Source organism: Asanoa ferruginea (assembly GCF_003387075.1).
Taxonomy (GTDB): Bacteria; Actinomycetota; Actinomycetes; order Mycobacteriales; family Micromonosporaceae; genus Asanoa; species Asanoa ferruginea.
In genome coordinates this window covers 2,154,960-2,170,332 of record NZ_QUMQ01000001.1, presented here as the reverse complement: position 1 = coordinate 2,170,332, position 15,373 = coordinate 2,154,960, and the positions used below count along the sequence as shown (strand labels likewise).

Annotated in this window: 11 protein-coding genes; 3 read left to right on the top strand and 8 right to left on the bottom strand. The window is 70.0% G+C overall.

Features of this window, described 5'->3' with window-relative positions:
• The first annotated feature begins 24 nt into the window (after nucleotides 1-24).
• The 3 genes from eccCa (at nucleotide 25) to DFJ67_RS10425 (ending at nucleotide 4,692) form a co-directional block, all read left to right on the top strand.
• Entirely contained in the window at nucleotides 25-3,984 is a 3,960-nt protein-coding gene (gene eccCa / locus DFJ67_RS10435) for a type VII secretion protein EccCa (RefSeq protein ID WP_116076002.1), read from the top strand.
• An 82-nt stretch (nucleotides 3,985-4,066) separates the two neighbouring features.
• A complete protein-coding gene (locus DFJ67_RS10430) occupies nucleotides 4,067-4,381 on the top strand; it encodes a WXG100 family type VII secretion target (RefSeq protein ID WP_116067699.1) in 315 nt (104 codons plus the stop codon).
• 26 nt (nucleotides 4,382-4,407) lie between these two features.
• A complete protein-coding gene (locus DFJ67_RS10425) occupies nucleotides 4,408-4,692 on the top strand; it encodes a WXG100 family type VII secretion target (protein ID WP_116067698.1) in 285 nt (94 codons plus the stop codon).
• A gap of 593 nt (nucleotides 4,693-5,285) precedes the next feature.
• Here the strand turns inward: DFJ67_RS10425 and mycP are convergent.
• The 8 genes from mycP to DFJ67_RS10385 form a co-directional block, all read right to left on the bottom strand.
• Complete coding sequence (mycP, locus tag DFJ67_RS10420) at nucleotides 5,286-6,572, bottom strand: type VII secretion-associated serine protease mycosin (RefSeq protein WP_170215783.1); 1,287 nt, start codon at nucleotides 6,570-6,572, stop codon at nucleotides 5,286-5,288.
• Nucleotides 6,573-6,982: 410 nt separating this feature from the next.
• Nucleotides 6,983-8,428 carry a WXG100 family type VII secretion target gene (locus DFJ67_RS10415; RefSeq protein ID WP_147315475.1) on the bottom strand — a complete coding sequence of 482 codons (1,446 nt, stop codon included), beginning with the start codon at nucleotides 8,426-8,428 and terminating at the stop codon, nucleotides 6,983-6,985.
• 29 nt (nucleotides 8,429-8,457) lie between these two features.
• Complete coding sequence (locus DFJ67_RS10410; RefSeq protein WP_116067695.1) at nucleotides 8,458-9,081, bottom strand: hypothetical protein; 624 nt, start codon at nucleotides 9,079-9,081, stop codon at nucleotides 8,458-8,460.
• Between the two features lie 54 nt (nucleotides 9,082-9,135).
• The gene (locus DFJ67_RS10405; protein ID WP_170215782.1) at nucleotides 9,136-10,611 is read right to left on the bottom strand and encodes a S8 family serine peptidase; all 1,476 of its coding nucleotides are present in this window, start codon (nucleotides 10,609-10,611) and stop codon (nucleotides 9,136-9,138) included.
• 305 nt (nucleotides 10,612-10,916) lie between these two features.
• On the bottom strand, nucleotides 10,917-12,716 hold the full coding sequence (gene ggt, locus DFJ67_RS10400) for a gamma-glutamyltransferase (protein WP_116067693.1): 1,800 nt from the start codon (nucleotides 12,714-12,716) through the stop codon (nucleotides 10,917-10,919).
• Nucleotides 12,717-12,833: 117 nt separating this feature from the next.
• Nucleotides 12,834-13,589 (bottom strand): ABC transporter permease, encoded by a 756-nt coding sequence (locus DFJ67_RS10395; protein WP_116067692.1) that lies wholly within the window; start codon nucleotides 13,587-13,589, stop codon nucleotides 12,834-12,836.
• Nucleotides 13,590-13,603: 14 nt separating this feature from the next.
• Nucleotides 13,604-14,383 carry an ABC transporter permease gene (locus tag DFJ67_RS10390; protein ID WP_116067691.1) on the bottom strand — a complete coding sequence of 260 codons (780 nt, stop codon included), beginning with the start codon at nucleotides 14,381-14,383 and terminating at the stop codon, nucleotides 13,604-13,606.
• On the bottom strand, nucleotides 14,383-15,336 hold the full coding sequence (locus DFJ67_RS10385; protein WP_116067690.1) for an ABC transporter ATP-binding protein: 954 nt from the start codon (nucleotides 15,334-15,336) through the stop codon (nucleotides 14,383-14,385). The genes DFJ67_RS10390 and DFJ67_RS10385 overlap by 1 nt, the downstream gene beginning before the upstream one ends.
• Nucleotides 15,337-15,373 lie beyond the last annotated feature (37 nt).

The following is a 15,373-nucleotide window of genomic DNA, read 5'->3' as shown; positions in this document are numbered from 1 at the left end:
CGCCGCCCCTGGGGAGGAATGGCGTTGAGTACCGTCCTGTTCCGTCGACCGCCGCGTCGGCCTGGCCCCGCCATGCCGCGTGGTGAGGTGCTGATCGAGTCACCGCCAGAGCTGCCTGAGCAGCTTCCGCGCGGCATCGGTCAGCTGCTCATGGTGCTGCCGATGGTCTGTGGCGTCGGCGCGATGGCATTCCTCTACGCCGGCCGCGGCGGCGGCATGGTCACCTACATCGCCGGTGGTCTGTTCGGCGTCTCGATGCTCGGCATGGCCATCGGCACCATGGGCGGCGGCGGCAACACGAAAGCCGAGCTCGACGCCGAGCGACGCGACTACATGCGCTACCTCGCCCAGGTGCGCAAGCGGGTCAAGCGTGCGGCCGAGCAGCAGCGATCCGCGGCGATGTGGGTGCACCCGGCGCCCGACGCCCTCTGGTCGCTGGCCGCGTCGCGGCGCATGTGGGAACGCCGCTCGACCGATGAAGACTTCGGTCAGATCCGCATCGCGGTCGGTCCACAGCAGCTAGCGGTCGACGTCACGCCGCCGGAGACCAAGCCGGTCGAAGACCTCGAGCCGATGTCGGCGATCGCGTTGCGCCGGTTCATGAACACCTTCCGTGCCGTGCCTGACCTGCCGATCGCCCTGTCGCTGCGGGCGTTCGGCCGGGTCTCGCTGCGCGGCGACCGCGAGCGGGTGCTGGCCGTGACCCGCTCGGCGATCGCCCAGCTCGTGACGTTCCACTCACCGGAAGACGTGCGCATCGCGCTGGTCGCCGCACCCGAGCGGGTCGGCGAGTGGGATTGGCTCAAGTGGCTGCCGCACGTGCAGGTCGACCGCAAGGTCGACGGCGCCGGCTCGATCAGGCTGGTCTTCGAGTCGATGACCGAGCTCGAGGCGGCGCTCGACGAGGAGCTGAGCAGCCGCGGCCGGTTCAACCCGTCGGCGAAGGCGCTGACCACCGAGGCGCACCTCGTCGTCATCCTCGACGGTGGCGAGGCGCCGGCCGCCGCGCAGCTCACCGGGCCCGGCCTGCTGGGCACCACGGTCTTCGACCTGTCCGGCGCGGTCCCGCGCGAGGCCGGCCGCTGGCTGCTGGCGTTGACCGTCAACGGTGACCGCATCGAGGTCAACCAGGGCAACCGCAGCACCTCGCTCGGCCGGGCCGACGGGCTCGCGCCGGCCGCCGCCGAAGCGGTCGCCCGCCAGCTCGCGCCCTATCGGCTGTCCCACCAGACCACCAGCGAAGAGCCGCTGTCGCGCAGTCCCGAGCTGCCCGAGCTGGTCGGTGTCGGCGACGCGGCGGCGGTCGATCCACGCCGCAACTGGCGGCCGCGGCCGGTGCGCGAGACGTTGCGCATCCCGCTCGGTGTCGGCCCCGACGGCGCGGTCGTCGAGCTCGACCTCAAGGAGTCGGCGCTCGAGGGCAGTGGCCCACACGGCCTGATCATCGGCGCCACCGGTTCCGGCAAGAGCGAGCTGCTCCGCACGATCGTGGCCGCGCTGGCGATCACCCACTCGTCCGAAGAGCTCAACTTCGTGCTCGTCGACTTCAAGGGTGGTGCGACGTTCGCGTCGCTCGACGCGCTGCCACACACCAGCGCCGTCATCACGAACCTCGCCGACGAGCTCTCGCTGGTCGACCGCATGCAGGACGCGATCGCCGGCGAGCTGCAACGCCGGCAGGAGCTGCTGCGTTCGGCCGGCAACTACGTCTCGCGACACGAATACGAGCGGGCGCGCGCGGGCGGCGAAAACCTACAACCGCTGCCCAGCCTGGTGATCATCTGCGACGAGTTCAGCGAGCTGCTCGCGGCCAAGCCCGAGTTCATCGACCTGTTCCTCCAGATCGGCCGGTTGGGCCGGTCGCTCGGCATCCACCTGCTGCTGGCCAGCCAGCGGCTCGAAGAGGGCCGGCTGCGCGGTCTCGACACCCACCTGTCCTACCGGATCGGCCTGCGCACCTTCTCCGCCGTCGAGAGCCGCATCGTGCTGGGTGTGCCCGACGCCTACGAGCTGCCCAACGCGCCGGGCCACGGCTACCTGAAGATCGACACCTCGACCATGCTGCGGTTCCGCGGCGCCTACGTGTCCGGCCCCTACCGGCAGGCCAGCGCCGCGACCCCGGCCGCCAAGGCCCGGGTGCAGGGCCAGGTCGTGCCCTACACGATGGCAAGGGTGGCGTTGCCCAAGGTGCCCGACCTGCCGCCCGAGCCGGTGGAGGCCGCGTCCGCCGGCGCCGAGCCGGCTCGCCAGGTCACCATGCTCGACGTGGTCACCGGCCGCCTGCGCGGCCAGGGCCCGCCGGCGCACCAGGTCTGGCTGCCGCCGCTCGACCTGCCGACACCGCTCGACGCGCTGCTGCCCGAGCTTCAGCGCGATCCCGACCGCGGCCTACAGGCGCCCGGCTGGCCCGGCAGCGGCCGGCTGGCGGTGCCGGTCGGTGTCGTTGACCGGCCGTTCGACCAGCGGCGCGACCCGCTGGTGGTCGACCTGTCCGGCGCGGCCGGCAACACGGTCATCGCGGGTGGCCCGCGGTCCGGCAAGAGCACGCTGCTGCGCACGCTCATCTCGTCGCTGGCGCTGACCCACACGCCCCGCGAGGTGGCCTTCATGTGCCTCGACTTCGGCGGCGGCACGCTGCGCGCCCTCGACGGGCTGCCGCACATGGCCGGTGTGGCCGGGCGGCGCGACATCGAGGCCGTCCGGCGTTCGGTCGGTGAGGCCACGGCTTTGCTCGACGAGCGTGAGCAGCGGTTCGCCGAGCGGGGCATCGAGTCGATCGCGGCCTACCGCCGGATGCGCGCCACGGGCCGGTTCCCGGAGGACCCGTTCGGCGACCTGTTCCTGGTCGTCGACGGCTGGGGCACGCTGCGCGAAGACTTCGAGGAGCTGGAGACCCGGATCACCCGGCTCGCGTCGCGCGGCCTGGGCTACGGCATCCACGTGATCATCACCGTCAACCGCTGGGCCGAGCTGCGGATGAACATGCGCGACCTGCTCGGCACGCGGCTCGAATTGCGGCTCGGCGACCCCGCCGAGTCCGAAATCGACCGTCGCGCGGCGATCAACGTGCCCAACGGCGTCCCGGGCCGAGGCCTGACCCGGGATAAGTTGCACTATCTGAGCGCATTGCCCCGAGCTGACGGCATGGGCGACCCGGAAACACTGGTCGACGGCACGGCCGGCATGGTCGCCGCGATCGCCGAGTCGTGGCCACACGCCCCGGCGCCGAAGGTCCGCCTGCTGCCGCGCCGCCTGCCGGTCGACGAGCTGACCAAGCTCGCCGGCACCGACGCACCGGGCATCCCGATGGGCCTCAACGAGTCTCACCTCGCGCCGGTGCGCCTCGACTTCTCGGTCGACCCACACCTCTTGGTCTTCGGCGATGTCGAATCCGGCAAGACCAACCTGATGAGACTGATCTCACGGTCGATTGTGGAGCGTTATTCGCCACAGGAAGCGCGGGTCGTCATCGTCGACTATCGGCGCGGCCTGCTCGACGCGATCTCCGGCGAACACCTGCTCGGCTACGCGCCGTCGGCCACGGTTGTCGGGGAAATGGTCGGATTCCTGCGCGACTCGCTGAAGCAACGGTTGCCCGGTCCCGACATCACGCCTGACCAGCTACGCAACCGCAGTTGGTGGCACGGCCCCGAGTTGTTCCTGATCGTCGACGACTATGACCTGGTCGCAACCGTTGGCAACAATCCACTGTTGCCGCTCGTCGAGCTGTTGCCGCAGGCCAGCGACATTGGTTTGCATATGATTCTGACCCGGCGGGTGGGCGGCGCGTCGCGCGCCCTTTACGAGCAGGTCATCCAGCGGATGCGCGAGCTTGATACACCGGTGTTCCTGATGTCGGGCAAGCCGGAAGAGGGTGCCCTGGTTGGCACGCTCAAGCCGAGCCCACAGCCGGCCGGGCGAGGCAATCTCGTCCGCAGGCAAGATGGGCAGCAATTGGTCCAGACGGCCTGGATAGAGCCGTGACGATCCGGGGCTGCGCCAACGTGCCCCCGTCCGTTACGGTAAGTCCGGACGTGTCGCACGAATCGATCGAGGGGTGAGTGTTATGGGTCAGCCGTTCCTGGTTGATGCCGCGACGCTCCACAAAGCTGCGGGGGATGTGCGGTCGACGAGGTCTGATGTCGACGGTGATCTCAAGCGGCTTGGGGGCGTGTTGGACGATCTGGCTGTCGCATGGCAGGGCCAGGCGTCCGCGGGGTTCCAGACTTTGATGCAGCGCTGGACTGGTGATGTCACCAAGCTGCTGACCGCGTTGGACAACATCGCGGACCTGCTCGACCAGGGTGGCACGACGCACCAGGTCAACGACGAGCAGCAGAACGAGATGATCAACAAGTTCAACTCGGCCCTGAACCCGTAGTGATCTGACCGAAGGATACGTAGATCATGTCGCAGCCGATCCAAGTCAGCTACGCCGCGCTGGAAAACGCGCAGTCCCAGATGCAGTCCATCTCCAAGGGCATCGAGGGTCGCCTCGACAGTCTCCGTTCGCAGCTGCAGCAGATGCAGTGGAACGGTTCCGACCGCGAGGCCTACCAGGGCTATCAGGCGCAATGGGATGCAGCCGTCGCCGACATCAACGCGATCCTGCACGAGATCGGTGCCGCCGTCGGCACCGCCAACCAGAACTACCAGAGCACCGAGTCCAACAACGCGAAGGTCTGGCGCTGACCAAGCCCGTCCCGAGCGTCACCCGCTGAGCGCGGCCTGGGCAAATGCCCAGGCCGCGCTGCGCTTTCCGGCTGGCGCTGATCAACTTGGCGCGCTGTGGATTAGGCCGCGCTCTGCCAGTCGGTCGCCTTCGTTCGGCGGTGCGGGGTGGCCTCCAGTGCCTTCGCCGACGACCTGCACGATCCCGTGCCGGTGGTCTATCCGGTCATCCACAATGGACTATGGCGCGTCGCCGCCGCAGATCGCTCTTGTTCAAGCAGGCTGCCAGCGAGGCCGAGCGGCCACGGAGTCGCCGTTGACGGATTTGGCGCGGTCGCGCGCCGCCCGCAGCCGCAACGACCGCATCGCTGCCGCCTGAAGCCGCGACGCAGGCCAGATCCCACGCCTGAGCGGAGAAATCGAGCCGAACGTCGTTGAACACGGGTGCGCGGCATGACAGGGGCGAGGACCAAGCGCCGGTCGACGTCCGCAGGACAGGGCCTCCATGGCCTGGCGATGTGAACCTCAGCGAGGCGGGACTTGATGACAGGGCCGAGGACCAAGCGCCGGTCGACGTCCGCAGGACGGGGCCTCCATGGCTGGCGATGTGAACCTCAGCGAGGCGGGACTTGAGCTCGGCCGCTGAAGTTGGGCGAGGTGGCGTGGCTTCCCACGTGCTGGCTTGGTTGCCGTTGTGCCGGCTGGCCCTGTGCCGATCCGGATCCAGCCATCGCTCCGGCTCGGGCCGGGCCACCGCCGCGGCTGCGGACCTTCGGCGCCGTGACCTGCGCGGTCGACGGCTGACCACCGCGGCCCTTGGAAGCGCGACCGGCGGATAGAGCGGGGGCCGCCCCGTCGACGGGAAGACCTCGCCGGCGGGTGCGCCGGAGCACCGCGGCGACCAGGGCGATCACCAAGGCCACGCCGGCGAGCGCAGTGGCGGTCCAGGTCGCGATCACGCGGGTGTTGCCCATCGGGTCCTTTGGCAGCGTGACCGGGGCGAGGGCCTGCGGTGCCGGCGATGGCTTGCTCGCGCCCGGGATCGCGGTCAGGGCCCGGTAGGGGTTGATCACGCCGTACCCCACCTGGTTGTTGCGGCCCTCCGGCGGATGATCGGCGGTCGTGGTGATCCGCTCGAGGACCTGAGCCGGTGTGAGCTTCGGATTCGCGGAGCGGAGCAGCGCGGCAAGCCCCGACACATAGGCGGCGGCGAAGCTGGTCCCGCCCTCCGTGAAGCGGAGGTAACCGTCGTCGTGCGGGATCGGGCCGTCGACATCGGCGCCAGGGGCGGCGACGTCCACGTAGGCACCGGACGTCGACGTGGCAACGTGGTGCCCGTCCTTGTCGATGCCGGCGACGGCGATCACTCCGTCGTAGGCCGCCGGGTAGGCGGACTGCTCGGTGCCGTTGCTGCCACCGTCGTTGCCGGCCGCTGCCACGACCACGACGCCGTGGTCGAGCGCGTTTTTGATCGCCCGCTCCAGCGCCGGTGTCGGGTCGGTCGTCAGCGACAGGTTGATGACGTCGACGTCCTTGCCGACGGCCCAGTCGATCGCCGAGACGATGTGCGCCCCCGGGGTGGCACCCTGTTCCTTGCCCGTGCTCTTCAGCACCCGGATCGGCAGGATCTTGGCCTTCGGCGCGATGCCGGTGAACACCGACCCTTCCGGCTTCTGCCCGGCGATCACCCCGGCGACGATGGTGCCGTGTGCGGCCTCGTCACACTGGCCGCGAGTGGACGGAACCAAGAAGTCGCGTCCTTGAAGGACCCTGCCGGCCAACGCCGGGTGGGTGGCCGACACACCCGAGTCGATGACCGCGACCGTGATCCCGGCACCCTCGCTGATCGGCCATGCCAGATCCGGCCGCATCTGCTGCAGCGGCCACGGTGTCTGCGTCATCGGCCCACCCTCGGTGGGATTGGGGACACATGCCGGTGCCCGGACCGCCGCGTGACCGGCGGCAGCCGCCGCACCCTGCGGCGCCACACCAACCGCGACAACGGACGCCACCAACCCCACGACAGCGGCACCCGCCGCCGATCGCACGACGCGGCTCAGCCGGCCGGCCGCCACCCGCGGTGGCGGTGCGGCGACGGGCGCCAGGGGATTTGGGCGGCCTAGGGCCACCTGTGGTTGCACGGCGGTGCCTAGACCTTCCCCGACGCTCCGCCCACGCTCGTCGTTTGATCCGCCGCCACCGAAGCCGCGGGTTGTCGCGTGGTCCGCGGTCGGCGCTGTGCCCGGCGCCGCCGTGGCGGGCCGGGCACTCGGGGTTTGCTGTTGATGGGCCATGGGGTGGGCTCGGTCGGTCAGTTCCCGAGAACCGGGGGCGGGGGGACGTCGGTGCCCTCGTTCCACACGTTCTCGTCTTCGTAGAGCCAGCTGTCGTATTCGTCTTCGTCGCCATAGGCGTTTCCGCCCGCGCCGGCTCCGCCGGCGAAGCCCGCACCTCGACCAGCGGCACCGCGGCCCGCAGCGCCGCCCTTGCCGGCACCCGCTCCACCGCCCATGCCAGCCATGCCGCCGCCGGCGCCCGCGCCGCGGGCACCGCCCAGGCCGGTTCCGCGGCCGCCCGCGCCCTTGCCGGCACCAGCACCGGCGCCGCCGATGCCGGCCATGCCAGCGCCGGCGCCGCGGGTCGAACCGGTGCCTCGGCCGCCGCCTGCGCCGCCGCCGATGCCGCCCATGCCTGCCATGCCGCCGCTGCCCAGCTTGCCGCCGCCGGCGCCGCGGCCGGCCAGGCCGCCACCCATGCCGGCGAGGCCGGGGGTGATGGGCTTGCCGAGGGAGCCGCCGCCCGGGATGCGGCCCAAGCCGCCAGCTCCGCCGAGGCCGCCGCCCGCACTGCCCAGGCCGGCGCCGCCGCCCGCGCCACCGAGACCGCCACCGCCCAGGCCGCCGGCGCCCAGGCCAGAGGGGGTGCCGGTGGTCAGGCCGCCGCCCGCGCCGGCGAGGCCGGAACCTGGCTTGTAGCCGTCGAGGTCAGGGCTGGTGGGCTTGTCGATCGGTGAGCCGTCGAGCAGGCCCGGCATTTTGCCGACGCCGCTGCCGCCGCCACCGACATCAGGGATGCCGCCACCGGCACCGGCCGGGGCGCCACCCAGGTCTGGGATGCCGCCGGGGCCGGCGCCCGGGCCGCCACCGCCCAGGTCGGGAGTGGTGACCTTGGGGACGTCTACACCGCCAACTGGCGCTGCGCCCGGTGCCCGGTCGGCCGTGCTCTCGTGTTGCGTGTTGACCGCGTCGTAGGCCTCGCGCGCGTCGCCTTCCACGTCGGTCAGCAGGGACCGGAACTGGTCGGTCAACCAGCCGGCCAACTGCATCGGCGCGGAGTTGAAGAAGCCGGACTTGAGCTCGGTCTCGAGCACGCCGGGGCCGATGAAGACGCTGGCGTCGCGGGCAGCCATGACGTCGCCGATCATCGTTGCCGGGATCGGCATCGCCGCCTGGGCCTTCTGGAGGTCTTGGGCCGCGGTCCGGAGGGTGTCGACGATGCCGGCGCCGCCTTCCGGCGCCGCACTATCGGAGACCACCTTGAGTTCCTTGCTCAGACCTTTGACCTTCTCGGTGAAGGCGTCGGCCGCTTTGCCCGTCCAGAACGCGTCGATCCCCTTGAGATCGCGCTCGAGCGCGGTGGAGACGTCGCGGACATTGCCGACCAACTCCTGCCAACCGAGAGCGGCGTCCTCCACGTCGCCGGGACGGCCGGCGACGACCACCTGGTTGACCATGGTCGTCCAGTCGAGAGCAGGCATCTGCTCTTACCTCCCCCTTGGCAGACTTCCTAGACCTGGTGTTGCGTCGCCGACGCGTCGTTGAAGATCGAGCTCCACTGCTGCGCGGTGAGCGCGTTGCGCTCTTCAGCGGCAGCGTAGTTTTCCTTGATCTTGCCAAGTGCGTCAGCGGTGTCGCGCAGCTTCTCCACGGTGTTCTTGATCGACGTGCGGAACGACTCGTAGAGCAGGTTGTGCTTCTGCTGGATCTGCAGCGCGCCTTCGAACGCGCCCAGCGACGACGTTCCAGCACCGGCGCTGGCCGGACCGTCGATCTTCTCCTTGATGCCCGGCATCGCGTAGTAGAGGCGGCTGAGGTAGTCGGCCTGGTCGCGCAGGTATTTCTGGGTGCTCTCCAGGGACTCGAGGTCGACACCGGTCTTGGCACCCGGAGCGTCCTCGGTCAGCCCGGCCGGCGCGACATCGGGCCGTGAGGTGCCGACGTTGTCCGACTCCATCCGCATGTCGGGCTGGAACGGGATGTCGGCCTTCGTGCTGATCCGGTCGCCGTTGTTGTCGACCGTCATGACCGTGCCGTCCTTGAGGTGGACCTCCACGGTGTTCTGGTCGATGCGCTTGTAGCTGTCGACCTGCGAGTCGAATTCCGAGTTGCCGGACTCGAACTTGTCCCCCATGGCTACTCCCCAGGTCTCGGCAGCCATCGATGGTGCCGAACGTCAATGCGTACTTTACCGGTCACTCGTTGGCGGTGGTTGCCGCTGTTCGGTCGGTGGCTGGCCGTATCCCGGCGGCGCTGGCGGCGGGTATTGCAGCTGATGCGGCCTCGAACCCGCGCCACCAGGCGGTCCGTAGGTAGGTTGCGCCGGCGGTGGCCCATAGGACGGTTGCGGCGGCGGCGGTCCGTAGCCCGGCTGCTGCGGCGCTGGCGGGTAATGCGGCTGCTGCCGTTGCGGCGAGACGTATCCGGGCGGCATCGAACCCGGCGCACCCGGCGGCGGCCCGGTCCATTGGCCCGGCGGGGGCGGCATGTGTTGCTGCGCCGGCCCACCTGGCACGCCGGGCGGCGGATTAGGACCGTGGCGGCGCCGGCGGCGACCGAGCCAGACGAGCAACACGACGATGACAACGACGACCGCCAGGCAGCCGAGACCGTAGAGCAGGAGGCTGCCCCAGTCGGCGTGGACCTTGATCGCCGCGGACGAATCACCGTCATCACCGTTGTCGTTGCCGGCACCCGGGCTGGCCGAGTCGGCCGGCACCGGTGCCGCGACCCCCAGTGGGTTGGCGTCGACTGGCGGGATGTTGGCGGTCAACGCCTTGACCGGGTCGATGATGCCGAAGCCGTAGTAGGGATCCCGGCCCTTCTGGCCCTTGTCCGTCGTAGTTTTGATCAGTCGGTTGATGACGTTGGCGGCGTCGAGGTCGGGGAAGCGTGCGCGGATCAGCGCGACCACTCCGGCCACGATGGCGGTGGCCGGGCTGGTGCCGTCGCCGACGCCGTAGCCGTTGGGCGACGACGCCGCGTTGACCGACATGATGACCTGCACGCCGGGCGCGGCGACCGCGAGCTCATGGCCGCGGCTGGAGCCACTCCAGACCTTGCCCTTGCGGTCGGTGGCGGCGACCGAGACCACCCCGGGCTGGGCGGCGAGTTGGCTCAGCGAGTCTTCGCCCTTGTTGCCGGCGCTCGCCACCACCACGACGTCGCGCTGCTGCGCGTAGGCGATGGCTTGAAAAAGCAGCGGGGACACGACCGGTGACAAGGGCTCCATCGAGACGCTGATCACCCCGACATGCTGATCGGCCGCCCAGCGGATGGCCTCTGGCATCGTCTCCGCAGCCATGCCGACCGCGGCGGGCATGATCTTCGCTTCGGGCGCGATGCCGAGCATCCGCTGCGTGCCACCGCCACGCCCGGCGATGAGGCTGGCCATCCCGGTGCCGTGGCTGACGTCTTTGTCGGGGTCGGTGCGCCCGTCGGGCGCCACGTCGGTGGCGAACGCCTTGCCGGGCACGACCTGACCGACCAGGTCCTGGTTGTCGGCCTGCACGCCGCCGTCGACGATCGCGACCGTGACGCCGGCGCCCTTGGTGATCTCTTGTGCGCGCGGGATGCGCAGCGAGTCGAGGTGCCAGGACAACGACCGCACGGTGTCGGCGTGTGCCGGGGTGGCGACCAGTGGCACGGTGGCCACCGTCAACACGGCCGTCACCGTCGCGAGCAGTCGCGCACCAGCGCGTCGATCCCTGGACTGCTTCATCTCACCGCCCGAGTCGCTGCCGACGACCGGCGCACCGGCACATCGGCTGTTGTGACTGTCCGTGCGCACCAGTGTAGAGGCCCTCAGCAGATGGAAGACGACCGCGCAAGCGGGGCTGTGCATAACTATTGATCTGTGGACAGCCGTCCAGAGCGGTTGACAATCCTCCAGACTTGGCGACCACAAGCGAACGCCGCGCCGACGAACGAAGTCGTCGCCGCGGCGTCCACGGTGGTCAGGGGGAGAGTTCAGTGCGAATTGTGAAGGACGCCCGCCGCGCCGCCACCACGGCGAACCGGCTCGGCCGTAGCGATCAGGCCGCGTCGGGTGAACTCGATCGCAGTCGCCGCGCCGAGCTCGGGCGTGGCAGCGAACGCCTGGCCGAGTGTGCCCAGCTCACCGCCATACGCCGTGATGAATGCCGGTTCTGCTTGTCCGGGGCTGGCGTTGCGCTGCGACGCCCGTGGCGCGGCCATCGCCTCGGGCAGTGTCATTCCCAGGTCGATCCGGTTGACGAGGATCTGCAGCACAGTGGTGATGATCGTCGCGCCGCCGGGGCTGCCGAGCGCCAGGAAGGGCTTGCCGTCGTCGAACACGATCGTGGGCGACATCGAAGAGCGCGGCCGCTTGCCCGGAGCCGGCAGGTTGGGGTCGGCGGGCGCGCCCGGGGCCTGCGCGAAGTTGAAGTCGGTCATCTCGTTGTTGAGCAGGAAACCACGGCCCGGCACCACCATCGCGTTGCCGCCGGTCTGCTCGATCGTCAGGGTGTATTCGACGATGTTGCCCCACTTGTCGGTGACGGTGAGGTTGGTCGTGCTCTGCCCGGGGTTACCGTCAGCGACGGCCGTCGCGGTGGTGCACCCTCCATAGTGGCCATCGGGGCTACCCGGCGCGACGGGCTTGACCAGGGCCTTCGTCGGGTCGATCTGGCAGGCCCGCTCGGCGGCAAACTTGTCGCGCACCAACTCGTCGAGCACAGCCTGCGAGGTGTAGTCGCCGACATAGCGGTTGCGGTCGGCGAACGAGAGCGCGCTGGCCTCGAGATAGAGGTGCAGCGCCTCGGTGGCGGTCAGGCCGGCCAGGTCAAACTGCTCGAGGATATTGAGCGCCTCGCTCACCGCGACGCCACCGCTCGACGGCGTCGACATGCCATAGACGGTGTAGCCGCGATAGTCCGACTTCGTCGGCGCGGGAAACCGCACGTCATAGCGGTCGAGGTCGGCGAGGGTCATCCCGCCCGGGCGGATCTCGAACTGCCACGGCACGGCGGGGTCGGCGGCGACCGGCGGGTGCTGCACGGTCGCGACGATGTCGCGGGCGATCGCGCCCTCATAGAAGGCGTCCGTGCCGCGCCGGGAGATCTCGCCATAGGTGTCGGCGAGGTCCGGGTTGCGGAAGCGCGAGCCGACCAGCGGCGGCTGCCCGCCCGGCAGGTAGAGATCACGCGTGGAATCAAACTGGGCAAACTGGGCGGAGTTGTCGGCGATCTGCTGGCGGAACGTCGCGTCGACGGTGAAACCGCGCCGGGCGACATCGGCCGCCGGCGACAGCGCCGCGCCGAGCGAGCGGCTGCCCCACTTGCGAAGGGCTTCCTTCCAGGTCAACAGCGATCCGGGTACGCCGGCCGAAATGCCACTGATCCGGGCCTCCTGGAACGCCATCGGCGTGCCGTCGGCCTTGATGAACGCGTCCTGCCCCATCGCGCGGGGTGCCGCCTCGCGCCCGTCGATGGTGTGCACGCGACGGGTCTTGGCGTCGTAGTAGACGAAGAAGCCGCCGCCGCCGATGCCCGCGGAGAACGGCTCGGTCACGCCGAGCGTGGCTGCGGCCGCGACCGCGGCGTCCACGGCGTTGCCACCCCGGCGCAGCACGTCGAGGCCCACGGCGGTGGCGGTGGGGTCGACAGTCGAGACCGCTCCGCCATATCCGGTGGCGGTGGGGTTTCTGGGCGGTTCGCCACCACCATGAGCGAGCGCCGGGGCAGAGCCCGGCACCACCAGCCCTGCCGCGATGACGACGGCGACGACTGCGATCTTTCCGAGCTTCATGTGCCCTCCCGGATCAGCATGCGTCTCTATGTCCTACCGCCACGGTCAACGAACGGCAACCACAGGCGCCGCGGCACAAGAAACGAGGCAGCGCCGCCGAGGACACGGAGGGTGATGTCAGCTCAGCAACAACCCGGCCAGCCGGCGCCGGGCCAGCCACGTCGTGCCGATGCCCAGCACCAGGAGATAGGCGGTGGCGGCCAGCATGCCGGCCCCGAGGTGACCGGTGGTCAGGCCGCGCATGAGCTCAATGCTCTGATAGAGCGGCAGGGCCGCGACCAGCACCTGAAGCGTGGGCGGGTAGATCGACAGCGGGTAGAACGTGGTCGCGAACAGGAACATCGGCAGCATGATTAGTTGCAGATACTGGTGGTGGTGCGGCTCGCGGATGTAGGTGGCGGCGGCCAGGCCGGCTGCCGAGAAGGCATATGCGATCAGCATCGCGGCCGGCACGGCGAGTAGTGCCCACCAGGAGTGGACCATGCCGAGCAGCAGGATGACCACAAAGAAGCAACTCGATGACAGGGTGCTGCGGAGCACCGACGCGGCGATCTCGCCGACCGCGATGTCGCCGATCCGCATCGGCGTCGTGACGATCGCGTCGTAGACCTTGTCGAAGCGCACCCGAAACCAGACGTTGGCGGTCGTCTCGTTGACCGCGCTGTTCATCGCCGACGTCGCGAGCAGGGCCGGCGCCACGAAGGCCGCATACGCGGAGGCGTCTGACCCACCGTTGATGAGCTGGCCGATGCCCACACCGATGGAGAGGAGATAGAGGAAGGGTTCGAAGATGCCGTTGACGACCAGGTTCCACGGCCGGCCGTGGCGCAGGACCCAGAGGTGACGCACGACGATCAAGTGAGCGGACGACACGGTTTCGCTTCCCTTCAGGCGTGGAGGTGGCGCCGGTAGGTGCGGCGTGCCAGCAGGTATCCGACGGCGCCGAGGGCAGCGAGATATCCGATGTGGACAATCGCGAGCGGCCACGAGACCGTGCCGAGGCTCAGCGAGCGGCACAGGTCGACGCCGTGCCACAGCGGGGTCGCGTAGACGAGCGGACGGACCGCCTCCGGCAGCTGCGACACCGCGAAGAACGTGCCGGAAAACAGGTAGAGCGGCATCACCACCCACTTGAAGATGCCGTTCACCGGCCGGATGTCCGGCAGTGTCACCGCCCAGGCGGCTGCCGGCAGCGCGAACGCCATCGCGGTGAGGGCCGCCGCCGGCACCGCCAACAGCACCAGCGGCGACTGGGCCGCACCGAACGCGACCATCACCGCCGCGAACACGGCGGCGCTCAGTGTCACCCGCGACGCCATGAAGAGGAGATGGCCGTGCAGGATGTCCTCGGGTTCCAACGGCGTGCCGGCCGCGACCGGGTAGGCGCCGCCGGGCCCACGATTGAACGCCACCGGGAACGCCGACTCGATGATGCCGTTCTGCATCGCGGCCGCGGCCAGCATCCCGGGCGCGAAGAACGCCAGATAGTCGACGCCGCCCAGGGCCGCGGGATCGGGCCCGACCAGCCGGCCGATGCCAAGCCCGACCGCCACCAGGAACAGCAACGGGTTGGCGATGCTGATCACCACCGTGCCGCGCCAGGTGCGTCGATAGCGCAGGATCCAATAGTGGTAGGCGCGGAACACCATCGCGTCGGCGGTCGCCATCAGTCGACCAGCGTCCGGCCGGTGAGCGCGAGGAACACGTCTTCGAGACTGGCCCGGCGCACCATCGCCGTCGCGGGCACCAGGCCGAGCTGATGCACGACCGCCAGCGCCGCCTCGCCCTCGGCCGTATACCAGAGCACCCGGTCGGGCAGCTCCTCCAGCCGGTCGCTGATCTCGGCGTCGCGCAGTTTCGCCAGCGCCTTGTCCTGCTCGCCGATCTCGAAGCGCAGCTCCAGGACCTCCTTTGTGGAGTGTGCCGCGATCAGCTCGGCCGGCGAGCCCTGCGCGACGATCCGGCCCTTGTCCATCACGACCAGCCGGTCGCAGAGTTGCTCGGCCTCGTCCATGTAATGCGTGGTCAGGATCAGGCTGACGCCCTGCTGCTTGAGCCGGAACAGCCGATCCCAGAGCACGTGCCGGGCCTGCGGGTCGAGCCCGGTGGTGGGCTCGTCGAGGAGCAGGATCTCCGGCTCGTTGATCAGCGACCGGGCGATCGTGAGTCGCCGCCGCATGCCGCCCGAGAGCGCGTCGACCCGCTCGCCGCCGCGGTCGGCGAGCTGGGCGAACTCCAGCAGTTGCCCGCTGCGCTCGGTGATGAGCGCCTTGGGCAGCCCGAAATAGCGGCCGTAGATGAGCAGGTTCTCCAGCACGGTCAGGTCGCGGTCGAGCGCGTCGTCCTGTGGCACGACGCCGAGCCGGGCCCGGATCTGCCGGCCATGGGTACGCGGGTCCATGCCGAGCACCCGCAGCGTGCCGCCGGTCGGCGGCGACACGCACGCGATCATCCGCATCGTCGACGACTTGCCCGCGCCGTTGGGTCCGAGGAACCCGAACGACTCGCCGCGCCGCAGGGTGAAGTCGATGCCGTCGACCGCGGTGAACGCCGTGCCGTGACGGTCTCGGGGTGGGTAGCGCTTGACGAGGCCGGCCGCCTCCACGAGGACATCGGGCATGGTGAAGATCGTAGAAAATCAAACAGGGGGGCGCAAG

Excerpts from the sequence above, each read along its gene's own strand:
- DFJ67_RS10385 (WP_116067690.1), bottom strand. The coding sequence starts at position 15,336 with ATGCCCGATGTCCTCGTGGAGGCGGCCGGCCTCGTCAAGCGCTACCCA.
- DFJ67_RS10390 (WP_116067691.1), bottom strand. The coding sequence starts at position 14,383 with ATGGCGACCGCCGACGCGATGGTGTTCCGCGCCTACCACTATTGGATC.
- DFJ67_RS10430 (WP_116067699.1), top strand. The coding sequence starts at position 4,067 with ATGGGTCAGCCGTTCCTGGTTGATGCCGCGACGCTCCACAAAGCTGCG.
- DFJ67_RS10425 (WP_116067698.1), top strand. The coding sequence starts at position 4,408 with ATGTCGCAGCCGATCCAAGTCAGCTACGCCGCGCTGGAAAACGCGCAG.
- DFJ67_RS10410 (WP_116067695.1), bottom strand. The coding sequence starts at position 9,081 with ATGGGGGACAAGTTCGAGTCCGGCAACTCGGAATTCGACTCGCAGGTC.
- DFJ67_RS10415 (WP_147315475.1), bottom strand. The coding sequence starts at position 8,428 with ATGCCTGCTCTCGACTGGACGACCATGGTCAACCAGGTGGTCGTCGCC.
- mycP (WP_170215783.1), bottom strand. The coding sequence starts at position 6,572 with ATGACGCAGACACCGTGGCCGCTGCAGCAGATGCGGCCGGATCTGGCA.
- ggt (WP_116067693.1), bottom strand. The coding sequence starts at position 12,716 with ATGAAGCTCGGAAAGATCGCAGTCGTCGCCGTCGTCATCGCGGCAGGG.